This window comes from Paenibacillus sp. S-12, assembly GCF_030363895.1.
Taxonomy (GTDB): Bacteria; Bacillota; Bacilli; order Paenibacillales; family Paenibacillaceae; genus Paenibacillus_B; species Paenibacillus_B alvei.
Window position 1 is genome coordinate 55,011 of sequence record NZ_JASIUF010000013.1, and the last position, 17,211, is coordinate 72,221.

The window sequence follows — 17,211 nt, forward strand, 5'->3', positions numbered from 1 at the left end:
GGATTACCCCTCCAGCCCCAGCTTATGGCGACCCCATAATAGTAGTCCAATTAACAAGCCTACAAATAACAAAAATAAAATATTATAAAACCACTTTGTTAGTCTTACATAACTTGACGGAAATAACTTTTTTCTTGAAGGCAGCGATCGATCATCAAGCTCTTCCTCTTGCATGGCAATATTTTCAGCAAGATTGAGCAATCGTTCTTCCGTCATTGCTTGATTGCTGCCTGTATGTTGTTGCGCGGTATGTGTATCTTTCTTCGATGAATTTTCTCTCAATGAACGTAAAGCATCTAGTGCCGGGCTATGTAGGTCTGGCTCTTGCTTGCGAGAGAACCCTCGAAATAAAGGGTGTGGGTGATTCTCGCTCATACTTCCCTCCGAAATCGTATAATGAGTCCCATAATGAGATCAATGATAAAGTGTGCTAGTATTGGAGCCCATAAGGTTCCTGTCCACTCATAAATAGTACCCAAAGCAAAGCTAATTAGAAACACCATTCCAGTTGGTAACCAATGGCGCAAATACCGTACGTGGATAGCTGCGAAAATAATACTCGTCCAATATGCGCCAAATGCATGCTGTATCGCCCCACGAAAGAGCATTTCCTCACATATACCCACTATAAACGAGATCACAATGATATGCCATACCGGACGTGAGCGGAAAAGCTTCTCATTCACTCCCCCATCATCCGTCATATCTTCTGGCACAAATCTAGAAACCGCGATGTCGACAATAATCACAAGAGCAGCCAACCCCGCTCCCAGCCACACCCATGTTAAATCGCCCGTCTGGATAATAAGCAACGAGAAAGGATTTCTCCCTTGCAGCCAAATCCATACCACACCAAGAATCAACGTAATTGCTTGCGTTACATACAAATTTAAGAGTAGCACCTTATCATCTAACTGTTGGATGTCTACTTGTCGAGATTTGAAATCATTCCATTTCTGTTTCATTACATCCCTGCCTAACGAGTTAGCAATCCTTATTATAACGCTCAATAGAAGCATCATATCAGATAAAAGATGGTTCATTCAAGTTAGGAATCACGCAGTATCAACAATTACAACGATTGCATTGCCAATTGGGTCAACACCTTGTAGAATGAATGCACTTCACGAAGAAGGGGGAGTCCATTTTTTGTCAATATTTACACCTTACAACTGTACCTTTTACTTCGATGACAAGCTGAGAGAAGTTCCGCACTCCGCTTCTGATATGCGCAAAGCCATCGTTTATGTAAAGGAGAAATTGCATGCATCTGCTCAAAATCAAGAGGACTTGGGAAAACAATACGGAATGATTGGTGTCTACAGCCGAATAGTCGGAAATTATAAGGACAGCATAACCTATTTGAATTCCGCCATCGCCATCCATTCGTCAAACAACAACGCCAAGCAGGTGTGGATTAACAAATTACGCCTTGCCCATACCTATCAATGGATGAAGGACTTTCACACATCCAACCATATGTTCCACAAACTCCTAGAACAAGCGAATATACATGATCAACACTTTGGAATGCTTGACTTTCTTTATCAGCATTGTGGCAAAAATCAATATGATCAATCGAATTACGAAGCAGCACTCCAATGGTTCGAAAAAGCACTCGAAATCCGAACAAAATCCAAAGAGGATGAACTGATTCATTCTTCTCGAATCGCAATACAGGCTTGTAAAAATCATTTGTTAAAAGGATCTGCCGAAAAACCATAAACCGTACATTTTTTATATATGAAACGATTATGTTCGTAAAAATATCTATTGACACCCTAGCATTTGCATGGTACATTAAGTAAAATTTCATGAGTCAAACGGTGAAGGAAACGAACATTCAGTGAAGCCTGCAGAGAGCCGATGGTCGGTGCGAATCGGTGGCGGATTGTCTTGTTCCAGCGTTCCGGAGTTGTTGCGTCGAACCCTGATGGCAGTAGGCGTAACCGAATCGAACCCGTTAACGTTCGACGTCTGGCATAGACGTGTAAGGCTGCTTATGCGAATAAGCAGCGAATTAGGGTGGCACCGCGAAGATGGAACTCTCGTCCCTTACTACGGTCGTAGTATGTGGATGAGAGTTTTTTGCTATATTCCAAGGTACATAACAAGTCCATATCTCATCGGTAAGATAACGGCTTTTGCCGTTTCTAATAAATGATATTGCCATGCTCAGGAGGGAGAATTCCATGTTCAAAGTATTAGTGTCCGACCCGATTAGCGACTTCGGGATTCAGAAGCTTGTTGATGCACAAGACATTATAGTCGCAAAGCAAACAGGATTGTCGGAGGATGAACTGATCAATATTATCGCTGATTATGATGCTCTGCTCGTTCGCAGCCAAACTCGTGTCACAGCACGCGTCATGGAGGCTGGCAAGAAGCTTAAAGTTGTGGGCCGCGCCGGAGTTGGCGTTGACAATATTGATCTGCAGGCAGCTACCCAACGCGGAATTATCGTTATCAACGCCCCTGATGGCAATACCATCACAACGTGTGAGCATGCTTTTGCCATGATGATGGCATTATGCCGTCATATCCCGCAGGCTTACACAAAGACAATCAATGGAGTGTGGGATCGCAAGACATTCCTTGGGGTTGAGCTGATGAACAAAACTCTTGGCGTGCTTGGTATGGGCCGTATCGGCAGCGAGGTTGCTAAGAGAGCGAAGGCATTTGGAATGGAAATCATCGGATACGATCCCTTCATGACAGAAGATCGAGCAGAAAAGTTAGGGGTCAAACTCGGCACTGTTGATGAGATTATTCGCACAGCTGATTTCCTGACGGTTCATACGCCGTTGACATCTGAAACGAAGCATATGATTGCTCGTCCACAATTCGAGGTCATGAAACGCGGCATGCGCATTATTAACTGTGCACGCGGTGGAATTATTGATGAAATGGCACTTGTAGAGGCAATCGATGAAGGCATTGTGGCAGGCGCCGCATTTGACGTATTTGAGGTAGAACCTCCACAGCCTGACCATCCGTTCTTGAGTCATCCTAAAATCATCGTAACGCCGCATCTCGGTGCCTCCACTGTTGAGGCGCAGGAAAATGTTGCTGTCGATGTTTCAGAGCAAGTGCTGCGCATTTTGCGCAATGAGCCGTTCAAAAATGCGGTGAATATGCCGCCAGTTGCTCCGGCAGTTTTAAAAAAGATCCAGCCTTACTTCACACTCGCCGAGAAACTCGGACAATTTGTTTCTCAAATGACAAAGAGCCCCATTCTAGAAATCCTTGTGAGCTACTCTGGCGAGCTGGCTGAGGTCGATACCCAAACGATAACCAGACATATTGTCAAAGGTGTTCTCACGCAGCATCTTGGCACTGATGTGAACATTGTCAACTCTGTGCATCTTGCTAAAACGCGTGATATCAATATTATCATTCAGCAATCTCACGTAGCGAAGGGATTTACAAATCTGTTATCTGTTACATTGAGAACCAATACAGAAGAGCGCTTGGTGGCTGGTACGTTATTGAACGGTTATGGCGAACGAATCGTACAAATCGACAAGTACCCTGTAGACCTCTCTCCAGAGGGACATCTGCTCCTCATTTCACACGATGATAAGCCTGGTGTTATCGGAATAGTAGGTACACTGCTTGGAACGAACGATATTAATATCGCCACCATGCAAGTTGGTCGTAAAATTGTCGGAGGCTCAGCCATTATGGTGCTTTCCGTCGACAAAGCCATTCCAAAAGAGGTAATTGCGAAGCTGAAAGAATCTGCAGATATTAAAAAAGCCAAGGAAATCGTATTATAATCCGAATTATCCTATGAATCGAGGAGAACAGTTCGAATTGTTCCACGACCATCAAGATTAATCGGAAAATTGTGCCCTCGTCTGACATATCTTCCAGTACTCATTCTACAAAAAAACACCCAATTGCACACAAGTTGCGCAATTGGGTGTTTTGTGTCAGTTCGTGGACTTAACGGGCTGAACAGGCAGTGCAATAGAAAACGTTGTTCCTTTCCCTAATGTACTGTCTACTCGGATGTGTCCCTGATGTGCCTCAATAATATTTTTTACTATGGCAAGACCTAGTCCCGTACCGCCTGAAGGACCGCGCTTGCGCGCTTTATCTGCCTTATAGAATCGTTCAAATACATAGGGTACATCCTCTGACGGTATGCCCTGTCCATGATCTTCTATATGAATCCACAGCCACTCATTGTCCGTACGTTCCGTCCGAATATGTATCGGCTGGCCTTCGGATGAGTGACGAAGCGCGTTATCCAGCAGATTCGTCAGCACTTGCTCAAGCCGATCCTCATCAGCTTCAGGAAGAACAGAATCCATCGCTTCAAGCTGCACTTCGATCGGAATATTGCGTTCCTTAGCCAACACAGCAAACTTCCGATACACTCGTGATGCAAGTTCATGCACATCGGTTTGAGCTTTGTGCATTGGTAAATGTCCAGCCTCCATACGGGCTAGGTCCAATAGATCCTTGACCAGTCTGCCCATTCGCAATGACTCGTCATGGATAACCTGCACAAGCTCCCTGCGCTCTTCTGGTGAGGTTGCAATATCATCCAACAACGCTTCACTATAGCCCTGAAGCATCGATAGCGGCGTGCGAATTTCATGGGATACATTTGCCACAAAATCTTTGCGCAGCTTCTCAAGCTGCACTTCTTCGGTTACATCCCGCAATACTGCAACTGCACCACGAACACGGCTGTCTGCATGCAATGGCCCCATTACAACAGACCATACCTGCTGCTTCACATGAACACGAGTCGTTACCTCCCGAGCCTCCGAGATCACCGTATGAAATATAGGTCTCAACGGTTCCGGCACTCCTGATGCTTCTGCCGTTTCCTCTTCGAGCGCCCAGTCCATTCCGTTCCAGCGGCTCATAACCGATTCTCCGTGCGGATTCGCAAGCAGCACCTGCCCTGCTGCATCAAAGGTAATAACAGCGTCAGTCATGCTTCGCAAAATGCTGGCTAAGTGTTCCTTCTCATGCTGCAAATCTAATATAGTGGAGTTCAGCTCTTCCGCCATATGGTTGAACGTGCGAGACAACTCCCCTATTTCATCAGAGGAACGAAGTGTCACACGTGTAGAATAATCGCCTTGACGGATCGTATCGGCTGCCTGCTTCAGCTTCCGAAGCGGCTGCGTAATTTTCGTGAAAAGGAAGAACGCAAAAAAGGTTGTTAGTGAAAATCCGATTATGGCTGTGTACACAAACAACTGCTTAATATCGTTTGGATGGGCGAAATTGCTATCAATATAATGCAGCAAATACAACCCTAAAATGATGAGAACAAATGCAACAAGACCAATAATGGTCATCCACAGCTTCCCAACAATACTTCTCCAGAATTTCACGTTATTTTGGCACCTCGAGCTTGTAACCTACACCCCATACCGTAGTGATCATAGTCGCTGCTTCCGGTGATACCTTGTTCAGCTTCTCACGCAGCCGCTTCACATGCGTATCCACGGTGCGAAGATCACCAAAGAATTCATAATTCCATACATCCTTCAGCAGTTCTTCTCTAGAGAACACCTTGTCCGGTGATACCGCCAAGTAATGCAGCAGCTCATATTCCTTCGGCGTCAAGCTGATTTCCTGACCTCCTGCTGTTACACGATGAGCATCATGTTCAATGACGAGATGAGGAAATACAATGTTGTTGCTTGCTTTCGGATCGTTTGTCAAAAAAGCTGTCGCCGATGAACGTCGCAGCACTGCCTTCACTCGGTAAATAACCTCGCGTGGGCTGAATGGCTTGACAACATAGTCGTCTGCACCAACTTCGAAGCCCTGTACCCGGTTAATCTCTTCCCCCTTAGCTGTCAGCATAATAACAGGTGTAGCCTTGACTTGTCTCAAACGCGTACACACTTCAACGCCATCGATCCCTGGCAGCATTACATCCAGAAGAATGAGATCATATTCTTCACTGACAGCCATTCGGAGCGCCGCTTCTCCGTCCTCTGCTTCTTCAATTTCAAAACCTTCTTTTTCAAGGTACATTTTCAACAGTCGGCGAATCCGTTCTTCATCATCGACGATCAAGATTCGATTCACTTGCTCGGACATGTGTGACTCCCCTTTCACCATAAAAGAAAACCCCCAGCGAAGCCAAATGCGGCTGCAATTGACGAGGTTCATAGTTCTAGCTGTAATATAAGCAGGCAACACGAAGGATACCCCTTTCGTAGTTGCCTTCATACTTGGCTCTATTATAGCAAAAATGTGAACGACTGGGGTACACCTAGTTCAGCAATCCCAGCCGTTTCTAAATTTTTGCCCATTATTAACGCAATTACACGCCCGAGTAGGAGTGGAGCCCCGATATAACAAGGTTTACGCCTACGAGTGTAAACATGACAATGATAAATCCGATTACGGACATCCAAGAAGATTTGGTTCCTTGCCAGCTGCGTGCAAGACGCAAATGCAAATATGCGCTGTAGGCAAGCCATGTGACAAGCGCCCATACCTCCTTAGGATCCCAACCCCAAAATCTCGACCACGCAACCTGAGCCCATATCATTGCGAAAATAAGAGCACCTAATGTAAAGATCGGGAACCCGATAGCAATTGATCGGTAGCTGATTTCATCAACGGTCTCAGGATCAATCCCATTAAATAAAGGCTGAAGCGCCTTTGCGATTGGCTTGCGAAGCAGCAAACGGATCAAGCCGTATAAGATCAAGCCTGCAATGACGGACCACACGACCGTATTCAGCTTGCGGCCAGCTTGAACTCCCTTCATCCATCCCGGCGCCTCCATTAATGGAAGCTTCATCCCCAAGAAGGAAGGAACAGATTTCAACGTAGCTTCATCGCTCATATGCGGAGCAATCAGCGGCGGCATCGTATACGTGACCATTTCAAGCCCTGTTTCTATCTCACCGCCAGTTTTCACCGTTTCTACCTTTTGACCAATAACAACCTCATAGTTAGCAGCCCGGAAGCTGTACACTACAACGATAAAGCCAATGAATACTACGATGCAGCCCATCGTGAATTCGAGCCAGCGCTGCGGCTTCCGAGAGCTGCCTTCTTCCCAGCGAACTGTACGCAGCAAATAGAGAAGTCCTGCAACGAATGCTACGGCGAAGAACGCATAGCTTAAAGCCGACATCGTAACATGGAGCTTCAACCACACTGAGTTCAACTGTGGAATGAGCGGCTGCACCTCACTAGGAAAGACCGACGCATATGCCATCATTAAAAATGCCAGTGGTACTGCAAGCAAACCCAAAACGGTACTGCGATAAATCAGATATACAACAATAAATGCGCCGATAATCATCATCGACAAAAATGACATGAATTCATACATATTGCTAACAGGGATATGTCCAGCGTACGCCCAGCGACATCCAAAATAAACGATCTGGCTAATAAAGCCGAGTATCGTTACGCCAAACGAAATTGCCCCCCATCTCCGTTCAAAGCGAACCGGATCACGAGTCTTCATCTTACGGCCGGCAACAGTCACGACGTACAAAATAAAGGAAAGACAAAACAAGAAAAACGCAATAATATATGCGTCCTGACTCCATTGCAAAGTCACGCCTTATTCCCCCCACGATCGATCGATTTGGCATCTACTTCTATATGAACAGCTGCAAGTGCATTCGCTACTTCATTACGGATCCCATACCAGTTTTTGTTCGTGTGGGCACCGAGAAGTAAGCGCTTATCGTCAATTCGTAGCCATATGCGGCGATGCTGCCAGTAGAAGCCCATAACTAGACCGATCATGCTGATACCAGCCCCAATCCAGATGAGTGGCAGTGCCGTCTCCTTGCGAACAGTCATATAACTGATTGAATTTGTATAGATGACATCCTCCATGGATTCCAATCCGATCCGAAAATGCGGAATCGAGTCTGCCCCTAAGCTTTCTCTCAGCTTGGCATTGATATCATCCTGATGGAACTGATCCTTATCCTTAGGCAATGCGAAATACAAATAAGGCACGCCTTCGCTTGGCAGACTAGGCCCCTTAATCAGGAAGCTAAATGCAGGAGCGTTCGGATTTTGCGATTTTGTAGTCAATTCTCCATTTTTGCCGATTGCGAAATCCAAATACTTGCCAGTCAGCTTCAATGTATAGGGTCCTACCTGAAATTCCGTAGGCGTATTTTGCACTCGAAGTTCAAATTTACCATATACCTCGCCTGTATCCTCATTGCTCAACACCGGATTGACCGCAACAAGACGCGATTCAAAATCAGACTGATAAACCATAAGCCCTTCGTACTCAAGCGGCGAATTCAACTGTATGTTGTGCTGGGCTACCTTTTCCAGTATGGGTTCAATACGAGGATCACCGCATTTGTCCACACATTTGAACAGCGTTGCCTTTGTCTCGAACAACTTCGGGATGATACGCCCTTCCTTAATGAACTGTTCCGGCATATCTTCCTCGCCATAATATTCAACTGTAAATTTATCATTACGCAAATAATAGGGAGTTCCGGGTATTTCACGAGCTTCTCCTTGCGGGAAACCATCATAATAATCGTAATGCCAGCCCGGGATGCTGCGTGCAAGTATGGCAAGCAAGAAAAGAATAAGGCCAATATGATTAATGTACGGACCCCAGCGGCTGAAGCGATTTTTCTCGGCCAGCAGCGCGACATCGTCCTTTATGACTCGATAGCCTTTCTTTTTTAAGACGACAGTTATCTGATCCAGCCAAGCTTCGGATTCCTTTTCTATGTTTCCTTCATAGACAATTCGTTGTCTGGAAATAAATTGCACATGCTTGCGTATTTTCTGCCGGTGCAAGGCACGGTATAGCGGAAGCACACGGTCTATACTGCAAATGACCAGCGAAGCACCGATCATAACTAGCAATGTAATGAACCACCAGGATTCGTATGTATGCGACAAACCAAGCATATAATAAATTTGGCCCAATGTGCCGTACGTGCTCTTATAATATTGTGTAGGATCGATGCTGAGAAATGAGCTTTCCTGTGGGTATATGGTGCCAAGAGATGCACCAACTAATGTAATGACGATAAGTATTACCGCCACTTTGACGGAGGAAAAGAAATTCCAAATGCGATCAATCCAAGACGGGCTCGCCTTCTGTGACTTTCGTGCCACCCCGTCATATCGCATTTCCAGTACGGAATCTGTCTCATCCCCCTCATATAGCGGCTTGCCGCAGGCCTCACAGAGTACAGTTCCGACTGCATTCTGATGGCCGCATTCGCACTTTGTGTTCTCCAACCGCACAGCCTAGTCCTCCTCCTCTTCAAGCCCTATTCCTTCGCCATTTGCTCTAAATAGGTCTCTAGCTGGCTTGTAGTGACTTCTCCGGTATGAATAGCATGGACTTTACCATCTGGCTTAATAAAGAACGTCGTAGGCAATGGCCGAACACCGAACGCTTTGGTTACATTCTTTTTCGTATCGAGCAACATCGTGAAGTGAACTTTTACCGCCTTCATATAATTGTCCACAACAATGGCATCTTCCCCATAGTTAATGCCAACGACCTCTACATTGCGATCCTTCCAATCATCTGCCGCCTTTTGCAATGTCGGCATTTCCCGTTCACACGGTTCACACCAGGAGCCCCAGAAGTTCAGAATGAGGAATTTCCCCTTGTAATCACTGAGTTGTACCGTATCTCCATTCAATGCATGAAGGGACAAATCTGGTATTCGGCTCCCCACCTCAGGATATGTAGGCTTGCTGTACGCATTGCTGATTGCAATCCCGCCAAGTATCACAATGACGGCTAATATGAGAACCTGGACTGTTTTGTTTCTTTTGCCCAATATCATCGCCCCTTCTTGATATGGTTCAATCGTAAGATTGAACTCTCGCTTTCTATGACATATTTCACACCCAGACAGCATAAATGCAACAATTGCATTACACCATCAACGACTATTATAATTCATAGAATAGCGGACATATCTTCCTCAATATGAAAATTATGTGTCACGATACAGGGCAGGGCTGCAATAAGATACGCAAAGCGGTCAATCGTTATTACGTACGCATAGTACGGTTGGACTTCATCTCCATACGGAGTTCATTCACTTCCGCTTTCGTCAACACACGATGCTTTCCGCGGGCAATTCCTTGAAGTGTAATATTGCCGAATTTCACCCGCTTCAGCTTGGTAACTGGGTGGCCAATTGCCTCGAACATGCGGCGAACCTGACGATTTCGTCCTTCGTGGATCGTTACACTGATTGTTGCAATATTGCGTTCCAGATCAACGTCATGGTACTCGACGGCCGCAGGCTGTGTGAAGCCGTCTTCAAGTTTAATCCCTTTTTTCAGTTGTTCCAGCTTGTCCCCATGTGGAACACCCTTGACTGTTGCATGATACGTCTTCTCCACATGATGACGAGGATGCATGAGCATATTTGCCAATTCACCATCATTCGTCAGCAGCAGCAACCCTTCTGTGTCGTAATCAAGACGTCCGATTGGATATACACGCGCACCTACGCCCTTCATAAAATCCATGACCGTCTTACGCCCCTCAGGATCAGAAGTACTTGTGATGACACCCTTCGGTTTATGGAAAGCCAGCACTATTTTATCGGACGCTACCGATATTGCTTTACCGTTAACGGTAATGACATCTACTGAAGGGTCGGCCTTCACACCCAATGTTGTCACAACCTCGTCATTCACTTGCACCTTACCTGCTTTAATAAGCTCCTCACACTTTCGACGCGAAGCGACGCCCGCGTTCGCCAAAATCTTCTGTAAACGTTCTTCCATGAATGTCTGTCACCTCAAACTATTATTTACCTGGATGAAGATAAAAGCCCGCGAACCAAGAAGGCGCGAGCTTGTCATTAACTTACATTATTCAAGCTAATATGATATTACCCTGTTATGAAGCCAAATACAAGAAAACAGACGACAATTGCTGCAATAAATCCAACTAAATCAGAGAATAATCCAACTTTAAGCGCATACCGGCCTTTTTTTATCCCTATAGCGCCAAAGTAAACGGTCAATACATAGATCGTTGTATCTGTACTGCCCTGTATCGTCGAAGCGATGCGTCCAATCATCGAATCAGGCCCATACATTTTAATCAGATCCGTCGTGAAGGCCAGTGAACCAGCGCCTGTAATCGGCCTCAAAAAAGCGAGCGGCATAACTTCACCGGGAATACCGACCCAATCAAGCAGCGGACGCAGCATACTAACCATCCAATCCATCGCACCTGATGCACGAAATACGCTGATTGCAACCATCATGCCAACTAAAGTAGGTATAATGTTGATTGAGGTTTGAAAGCCGTCCTTCGCTCCTTCAACAAACGTTTCATAGACGGGAACACGGCGAAAATAAGCATACAGCGGGATAAAAACAATAATAGCCGGTATGGCCCACGCGGATAAAGCTGAAACGAATGCATACATAACCGGACCATCCTTTCTATTTCAATGGAGTTGGAAGTATGGTCATGATGCAAAGTTATATTGAAATGCATTAACTGACTGCAGTATGAGTCTCCGATCCTTGTGCCCCAGCAGACGGACTTGCGTCTGACTTAAATTGATGTGGCGGCGGCCGCTTCGCATCCCTTCTTCGATACCAGCGATCCGCGAAGATTGCCGCGAATGTAGCCACGATAGTCGCCAGCAGCGTTGTCCCTACAATTTCAGCGGGATTAGCTGAGTTGAAGTTCATTCTTATTGCTATTAAAGTAGTTGGAATTAGCGTAATACTTGACGTATTAATGGCCAGCAATGTGCACATCGCTGGAGTCGCCGTATCCTTACTTGGATTCAGCTTCTGTAATTCCTGCATAGCTCGTATCCCCATCGGTGTTGCAGCATTTCCTAGCCCAAGCAGATTCGCGCTCATATTCGACATAATAAAGCCAAGGGCGGGATGATTGCGCGGTACATCAGGGAACAAGTACCTTACGATTGGACCGAGAGCCTTGGCAAGCCGTTTCAGCAAGCCTGCATCCTCAGCAATCCGCATCATTCCCAACCAGAACACCATCACACTGATGAGGCCGAAGCTGACTGATACCCCCGTCTTGGCGCCTTCGAACACCGCCTCCGTCACGGCGTCAATCCGCCCTTGTGCTGCAGCTGCGATGAAGCCTACGAGCAGCATGAACATCCATATTGCATTTACAATAACAACCGTCTCCCTTCCCATGAGCCATCAAGCTGCACCGAATAAAGATCCGGTGACACGCTTCAACACCATCATCCACTTGTACAACAGGTTTCCTCCACTATCTGTGCTCAGCACTGCAGATGAATGTTTCGCTTCTCCAGACTGGCTTGATGCTGACGGATCTGGATTCATTTTGCGAACATCCACACTTGCTACAGCCTTATTATCCAGATACATCATCAAACGGCCTTGATGACCTAATTTCCCTTCGAGACTTCCGCTAACCGGAACCATTAGCTTGGCAGATACCCTTGATTGCTCTCCCGTCTTAAGCGGATACGTAAGCGATGCCGCTGCCTGAAAAGGATGCCCATCAATTGGTTGGCCCTGCTCAACAATCTTCGATTGTGGATACGCGCGGAACCCGTAATTAAGCATATTTTTATGGTCTTCCCAGTCTCTTGAGTCATTCAAGGTAACCGCTACTAACTGTTGACCATTTCGTGTGGCAGAACTAACAAGACATCGCAGCGCGCCTTTTGTGTATCCCGTCTTCACACCATCTGCCCCTTCATACAAATGAAGCATTTTATTTTTATTTCCCCATACGTAATCCCATTTGTCGATGGAATTTGGTGCTTTCTTGGTACGGGTGCGTACAATTTCACGGAAGGTTGGGTTATGCAGCGCATAAGCAGTAATACGTGCTAGATCATTAGCCGTCGTATAATGGCCTTTTTCATCCAACCCATGCGGATTACGGAATTGAGTATGTTCCAGTCCGAGAAGCTTCGCCTTCTCATTCATTAAATGGACGAAGCCTTCCTCCGATCCTCCGACATGTTCGGCAATTGCAACAGCTGCGTCATTGCCTGATCGGAGCATAAGACCGTAAAGCAAGTGGTTCAAACTCATTTCTTCTCCTAGTCTTAAATAAATCGAAGACCCTTCCTTGCCAACAGCTCGTGAAGTAGCCTTCACCATATCCTCCAGCCGCCCATGTTCAATTGCTACAATTGCCGTCATCACTTTCGTCGTACTTGCCATTGGGAGTTCCTTATCACCATTATGGCTATAAAGCATTCTGCCTGATGCTACATCTATTAAGGCAGCTGCTCTAGCCGATGTATGTGGGGACGAGATTCGTGCTGTACCGGCTTCATTAGGCTGCTGTTGGACTTGCAGCGGGACAGACCACTCCTGTACAGCTTCGCGCTGTAGGCGTGAAGCGTTGCTGTCCAATGAAGGATCAGCTATTGCCATGCGTCCGTAGGACTTGTATGACAGAACCGCCCCCAATAAAACACACAGCACAATCATTTTACCAACTTGTCCTACGTATGGAAGCTTGCTCATGCGTTCCTCCTTTATCTGCATACCGGTCAAGTTGTTCCATATGTATGCTTGTTCGAGACCGAGTATGTCCATCACTTCGTCTATTGCAAGCAATCTCATCTGCTCTGAACGAAAAAATAGCGTCAAGCTCCCGTTGACCGTAAGCGCCATTCCTCGGCAAAAACGGCAGCAACATTCAAGCCTGACGCCTAATTCATACCGGTCAAGATAAAATAATATCTTCGGCAGTCGTTGACCGCTCCTGCTTCTTAAACATGGAATTGATGCGATCACACACATTCGGAACTGCATCAATAATTTTCTCCAGCAGATGCGTTTGATTGTCAAGCGATACGACATGAATGCCTTGCTTGCCTACGACGAGAAAGGCTATCGGCGTAATGTAAACGCCGCCGCCGCTTCCGCCGCCGAACGGTTTCGAGCCATACACTGAGGAGGCATGTGGTTCATGATGATCAGTAGTTAATCTGTCATGTCTCTCCTCCACCCGAATGTCGCTTCCCCCTGCTGCAAACCCAAGTGCCACGCGGCTAATCGGCAAAATAACGCTGCCATCTGGCGTCTGTACAGGATCGCCTACGATTGCATTTGTATCTACCATGGCTTTTATATTGTTGAAAACTGCTTGCATTAAGCCCTCGATAGGATGCTCCGCCATGTTCGTAATCCTCCTTCTGCTCGAACGATGCGAATAATCAACTTGAATACAGCACTTATAGCGTGCACGATGCGAATTTTGGTTATACAAACAACCCTCGTGGAAAAGAATGGACAATGGAACTGCGGGTTTACTTCTAATTGTGGAAGACTGCGGAATTGAACATGATGTGACATTACACCCACCAGCAGACTTTTCAACGACCAGGAGGCGCCTGTTAATAAACAGGCTGTTGCAGGATTGAGCAGCCCAATTTCAGTCTCCCAAGTAAACATGCTGCACTGAACGCGCTGAAGGGTTTGCTTGAACCATTGCGTAAGTTCATACGTATGGTGAAGAAAACGCTGTGCATTATGTACATACCTCTTTGCCTTCCTCTTATCCACTTGGGCCTTATCTCGGCTAGCATTACCTGTTCCGACATTGTCTTTTGCCTTTACACGAACGTGGAATCCTTCCTCTAAGTTAATAAACCGAATCGAGCGCCACTCGTATCTCCATCGGAACAGTCCATAGCATGCACGAATCAATAAGACAATTCGCTCATACTTCCCTGATTTATGAACGATGATTTTACATTCAATGGACGAAAAGAAGAAGAAGACAAGCAAAACAGCTACCACGCCTCCAGCAATCGCCCATCCTAACATGTCATGCGCCTCCATTTCCTAAACTATCCGTATTATGGCCTTTCATCCAGTCGAGCATGCATGATCTTGAGCCAGGACTCTACAAACTTGGATAATCATGAAAAAACCCGCCTGCTACGAATGGGGTTCGAAGCAGACGGGCTGAAGTCGTCAGAGATGCGATGACGTTCATCCATAATAAGATTGTTCTCAATCAAAAATGAAAAAGTTCGCTTTTTAAGTATAAAGGTAACGTTTTAATAATTGTTTACAACGATAGATGGGAACTGTCGATAGACTGACCAGGCAGCAGTTCAATCCCATGAATGCCAAGCTTTTGCAGCTTCGCCACAAAGGCCGCACCGTCCTGTTGAATCGGCGGGAATGTGTTATAGTGAATCGGGATGACTACCTTCGCCTGTACCCATTGAGCAGCCAGCAATGCATCCTCTGGATCCATCGTGAAGAAGCTTCCAATCGGCAAAAAGGCGATATCCGGCTTGTAGCGCTCTCCTATCAGCTTCATATCACTGAACAATGCAGTGTCCCCGGCATGATAAATCGTCAGACCACCCGTTTGCAGCACGATGCCAGCAGGGTTTCCCATATAAATATCCTGACCATTGACCGTAACGGAAGAGCTGTGCAGAGCAGGTACTAATTTGAGCACACCGAATTCAAAGGATGCAGACCCGCCCAAGTTCATGCCTACTGCTTGTGCCCCTTGTGTTTCCATATAGTTCGCAAGCTCAACCATTGCGATAATGGGTGCATTGCAGCGCTTAGCAATTGCCGCTGCATCTCCGATATGATCCCCGTGCGCATGGGTAAGCAGCACAAAATCAGCCTCGATACGAGCCGCTTCAACATCTGCTGCCGGGTTGCCTGTTAAGAAAGGATCAATGATAATACGATGCTGTTCGGTAACGAGTTGAATGCAGGAATGACCATGGAAATGAATTTTCAAAGCATTTTCCTCCTCATAATTGCATATTCAACAGCTTGTCCGCAGAAGTTACCTATCGGATCTCTTCCTCCTGATCAGCATAAACTCCTGCTTCCAATTGTTCTTCGACTTCCTTCACGTCTTCAATTGTTAATTGACGTCCATCTAACTTCTCGAATAATAGCTGGGTTTCCTCCTCTAATCCATCCATTTGTTCAAATGCAGAGGAATCCGGCAATTCTTTAAGCGTAGCCAATCCGAAATAATCTAAGAATGATTTTGTCGTTCCGTATAAAATAGGTCTTCCGATCGCTTCAGCTCGTCCAACCTCTTCAATTAATCCCTTGTTCGTTAATGTCTGAATCGCACGATCGGATTTAACACCACGAATCTCTTCGATTTCAACACGGGTTATCGGCTGTCGATAGGCAACAATAGATAAAGTCTCCAAAGCTGCTTGCGAAAGCGAGGAGCGCGAGGGCGAATATGCCATCCTTTCAAAATAAGGCGCATGTTCCGGCAATGTAGCCAGTTCATACATGCCTGCGATGGCAACAATTTGCAGCCCTCGCTTGGAACGCTCAAAATCCGCACGCAGGTCATTCACAGCTTCCTCTACAACCTCTGGACGCTGTTCTGTAATTTCAGATATTTGCTTGATGTTCAAGCCTTCATCTCCAGCCATGAACAGCAGTCCCTCAATAATCGACTTCAACGTCTGAAAGTCCATCCTCTGTGTCCACCTCCCCGCTCCATTGAATTACGATATCCTCAAAGAGGCTGTCCTGATAGCAGCGAACTTGCTTCATCTTCATCAGCTCCAGCAGCGCGAGAAAGGATACGACAATTTCCGTACGGGTTAGATGTTCGCCAATTAGGCTGGAGAACATCATCTTGCCTCCCCTGCCGAACGGACGGAGCGTATCAATAATACTCTTGATCCGATCCTTAACCGATATTTCATCCCGATGGATGGTAGCGACCTGAGCTCTGCGCGACGCTTTGCTAAGCGCCTTGCGGAATGCTGCAATCAGGTCGGATACATGTAGACCCTCAACCGGATTATCAGGAGCAGTCGGCATAAAAGGAGTTAAGTCCTCTGGTTCCTTGGAAAAAATCATGCTACGTTCTGTCTCGCGTTCCCGGAGATGCTCCGCAATTCCCTTGTACTTCCGATATTCAATCAATTTGCGTATTAGCTCTGCCCGCGGATCAGGCTCATCATCCACATAATCTTCATAGTCGTCCCATTCCATCACTGGAGGCTTAGGAAGCAGTTGCTGTGATTTCATAGACAGCAACGTTGCCGCCATCACGAGAAACTCACTCGTAATCTCGAGCTCCAATTCCTGCATATTGTGCAAATATTCCATATATTGATCGGTAATTTCGCTGATCGAAATATCTTGAATATTAATTTCCGCTTGGTCGATTAAATGCAGGAGCAAATCGAGCGGCCCTTCAAACTGTTCCAGCTTATACGTTACGGTCACCCCGTG

General features: G+C 46.2%; 18 protein-coding genes and 1 other annotated feature. Of the genes, 2 read left to right on the plus strand and 16 right to left on the minus strand.

The genetic code is table 11. The annotated features are described in order from the left end of the window. Positions 1–3: 3 nt before the first annotated feature. Positions 4–375, minus strand: a complete 372-nt coding sequence (locus NO352_RS12785; protein WP_289355833.1) for a hypothetical protein — start codon at positions 373–375, stop codon at positions 4–6. Next, a complete protein-coding gene (locus tag NO352_RS12790; protein WP_005546860.1) occupies positions 372–965 on the minus strand; it encodes a type II CAAX endopeptidase family protein in 594 nt (197 codons plus the stop codon). The genes NO352_RS12785 and NO352_RS12790 overlap by 4 nt, the downstream gene beginning before the upstream one ends. 184 nt (positions 966–1,149) lie before the next feature. Between NO352_RS12790 and NO352_RS12795 the strand changes: the two genes are divergently transcribed. Both NO352_RS12795 and serA read left to right on the plus strand, forming a co-directional pair. Then, positions 1,150–1,725, plus strand: coding sequence for a tetratricopeptide repeat protein (locus NO352_RS12795; protein WP_289355834.1), 576 nt, complete (start codon positions 1,150–1,152; stop codon positions 1,723–1,725). Positions 1,726–1,817: 92 nt separating this feature from the next. Continuing rightward, positions 1,818–2,059, plus strand: a binding site (T-box leader). Positions 2,060–2,192: 133 nt separating this feature from the next. Further along, complete coding sequence (gene serA / locus NO352_RS12800; RefSeq protein WP_005546854.1) at positions 2,193–3,779, plus strand: phosphoglycerate dehydrogenase; 1,587 nt, start codon at positions 2,193–2,195, stop codon at positions 3,777–3,779. A gap of 156 nt (positions 3,780–3,935) precedes the next feature. On the opposite strand, the gene NO352_RS12805 is transcribed toward serA, so the two are convergent. The 14 genes from NO352_RS12805 to NO352_RS12870 all read right to left on the minus strand — a co-directional run bounded on the left by NO352_RS12805 (position 3,936) and on the right by NO352_RS12870 (position 17,205). Next, positions 3,936–5,360 carry a sensor histidine kinase gene (locus NO352_RS12805; protein WP_262866609.1) on the minus strand — a complete coding sequence of 475 codons (1,425 nt, stop codon included), beginning with the start codon at positions 5,358–5,360 and terminating at the stop codon, positions 3,936–3,938. A gap of 1 nt (position 5,361) precedes the next feature. Continuing rightward, the gene (locus tag NO352_RS12810) at positions 5,362–6,078 is read right to left on the minus strand and encodes a response regulator transcription factor (protein ID WP_040735941.1); all 717 of its coding nucleotides are present in this window, start codon (positions 6,076–6,078) and stop codon (positions 5,362–5,364) included. 226 nt (positions 6,079–6,304) lie between these two features. Next, entirely contained in the window at positions 6,305–7,564 is a 1,260-nt protein-coding gene (gene ccsA / locus NO352_RS12815; protein WP_005546848.1) for a cytochrome c biogenesis protein CcsA, read from the minus strand. Next, entirely contained in the window at positions 7,561–9,243 is a 1,683-nt protein-coding gene (resB, locus tag NO352_RS12820; protein ID WP_289355835.1) for a cytochrome c biogenesis protein ResB, read from the minus strand. Before resB ends, ccsA begins: the two co-directional genes overlap by 4 nt. A 26-nt stretch (positions 9,244–9,269) precedes the next feature. Then, on the minus strand, positions 9,270–9,797 hold the full coding sequence (locus tag NO352_RS12825) for a redoxin domain-containing protein (RefSeq protein WP_238555818.1): 528 nt from the start codon (positions 9,795–9,797) through the stop codon (positions 9,270–9,272). Positions 9,798–10,008: 211 nt separating this feature from the next. Beyond that, the gene (locus tag NO352_RS12830; RefSeq protein ID WP_005546841.1) at positions 10,009–10,755 is read right to left on the minus strand and encodes a pseudouridine synthase; all 747 of its coding nucleotides are present in this window, start codon (positions 10,753–10,755) and stop codon (positions 10,009–10,011) included. A 107-nt stretch (positions 10,756–10,862) separates the two neighbouring features. Then, the gene (locus NO352_RS12835; RefSeq protein ID WP_163978119.1) at positions 10,863–11,408 is read right to left on the minus strand and encodes a spore maturation protein; all 546 of its coding nucleotides are present in this window, start codon (positions 11,406–11,408) and stop codon (positions 10,863–10,865) included. A 70-nt stretch (positions 11,409–11,478) separates the two neighbouring features. Further along, positions 11,479–12,141: a nucleoside recognition domain-containing protein gene (locus NO352_RS12840; RefSeq protein ID WP_040735940.1), complete on the minus strand. Its 663-nt coding sequence runs from the start codon at positions 12,139–12,141 to the stop codon at positions 11,479–11,481. Positions 12,142–12,168: 27 nt separating this feature from the next. Next, on the minus strand, positions 12,169–13,605 hold the full coding sequence (locus NO352_RS12845; RefSeq protein ID WP_289355836.1) for a D-alanyl-D-alanine carboxypeptidase family protein: 1,437 nt from the start codon (positions 13,603–13,605) through the stop codon (positions 12,169–12,171). Positions 13,606–13,681: 76 nt separating this feature from the next. Then, a complete protein-coding gene (ytfJ, locus tag NO352_RS12850) occupies positions 13,682–14,137 on the minus strand; it encodes a GerW family sporulation protein (protein ID WP_268599698.1) in 456 nt (151 codons plus the stop codon). Beyond that, entirely contained in the window at positions 14,110–14,787 is a 678-nt protein-coding gene (locus tag NO352_RS12855; RefSeq protein WP_268599699.1) for a DUF2953 domain-containing protein, read from the minus strand. Before NO352_RS12855 ends, ytfJ begins: the two co-directional genes overlap by 28 nt. A gap of 247 nt (positions 14,788–15,034) precedes the next feature. Then, positions 15,035–15,733 (minus strand): metal-dependent hydrolase, encoded by a 699-nt coding sequence (locus tag NO352_RS12860; RefSeq protein ID WP_289355837.1) that lies wholly within the window; start codon positions 15,731–15,733, stop codon positions 15,035–15,037. Between the two features lie 52 nt (positions 15,734–15,785). Continuing rightward, positions 15,786–16,442: an SMC-Scp complex subunit ScpB gene (gene scpB / locus NO352_RS12865; protein ID WP_289355838.1), complete on the minus strand. Its 657-nt coding sequence runs from the start codon at positions 16,440–16,442 to the stop codon at positions 15,786–15,788. Continuing rightward, positions 16,411–17,205, minus strand: coding sequence for a segregation and condensation protein A (locus NO352_RS12870; protein WP_005546824.1), 795 nt, complete (start codon positions 17,203–17,205; stop codon positions 16,411–16,413). The genes scpB and NO352_RS12870 overlap by 32 nt, the downstream gene beginning before the upstream one ends. Between the last annotated feature and the right edge of the window lie 6 nt (positions 17,206–17,211).

Bases quoted from the DNA above. Each gene is read 5' to 3' on its own strand.
- NO352_RS12785 (WP_289355833.1), bottom strand. From the start codon at position 375: ATGAGCGAGAATCACCCACACCCTTTATTTCGAGGGTTCTCTCGCAAG.
- NO352_RS12790 (WP_005546860.1), bottom strand. From the start codon at position 965: ATGAAACAGAAATGGAATGATTTCAAATCTCGACAAGTAGACATCCAA.
- serA (WP_005546854.1), top strand. From the start codon at position 2,193: ATGTTCAAAGTATTAGTGTCCGACCCGATTAGCGACTTCGGGATTCAG.
- NO352_RS12810 (WP_040735941.1), bottom strand. From the start codon at position 6,078: ATGTCCGAGCAAGTGAATCGAATCTTGATCGTCGATGATGAAGAACGG.
- NO352_RS12825 (WP_238555818.1), bottom strand. From the start codon at position 9,797: ATGATATTGGGCAAAAGAAACAAAACAGTCCAGGTTCTCATATTAGCC.
- NO352_RS12830 (WP_005546841.1), bottom strand. From the start codon at position 10,755: ATGGAAGAACGTTTACAGAAGATTTTGGCGAACGCGGGCGTCGCTTCG.
- NO352_RS12835 (WP_163978119.1), bottom strand. From the start codon at position 11,408: ATGTATGCATTCGTTTCAGCTTTATCCGCGTGGGCCATACCGGCTATT.
- ytfJ (WP_268599698.1), bottom strand. From the start codon at position 14,137: ATGGCGGAGCATCCTATCGAGGGCTTAATGCAAGCAGTTTTCAACAAT.
- NO352_RS12855 (WP_268599699.1), bottom strand. From the start codon at position 14,787: ATGTTAGGATGGGCGATTGCTGGAGGCGTGGTAGCTGTTTTGCTTGTC.
- scpB (WP_289355838.1), bottom strand. From the start codon at position 16,442: ATGGACTTTCAGACGTTGAAGTCGATTATTGAGGGACTGCTGTTCATG.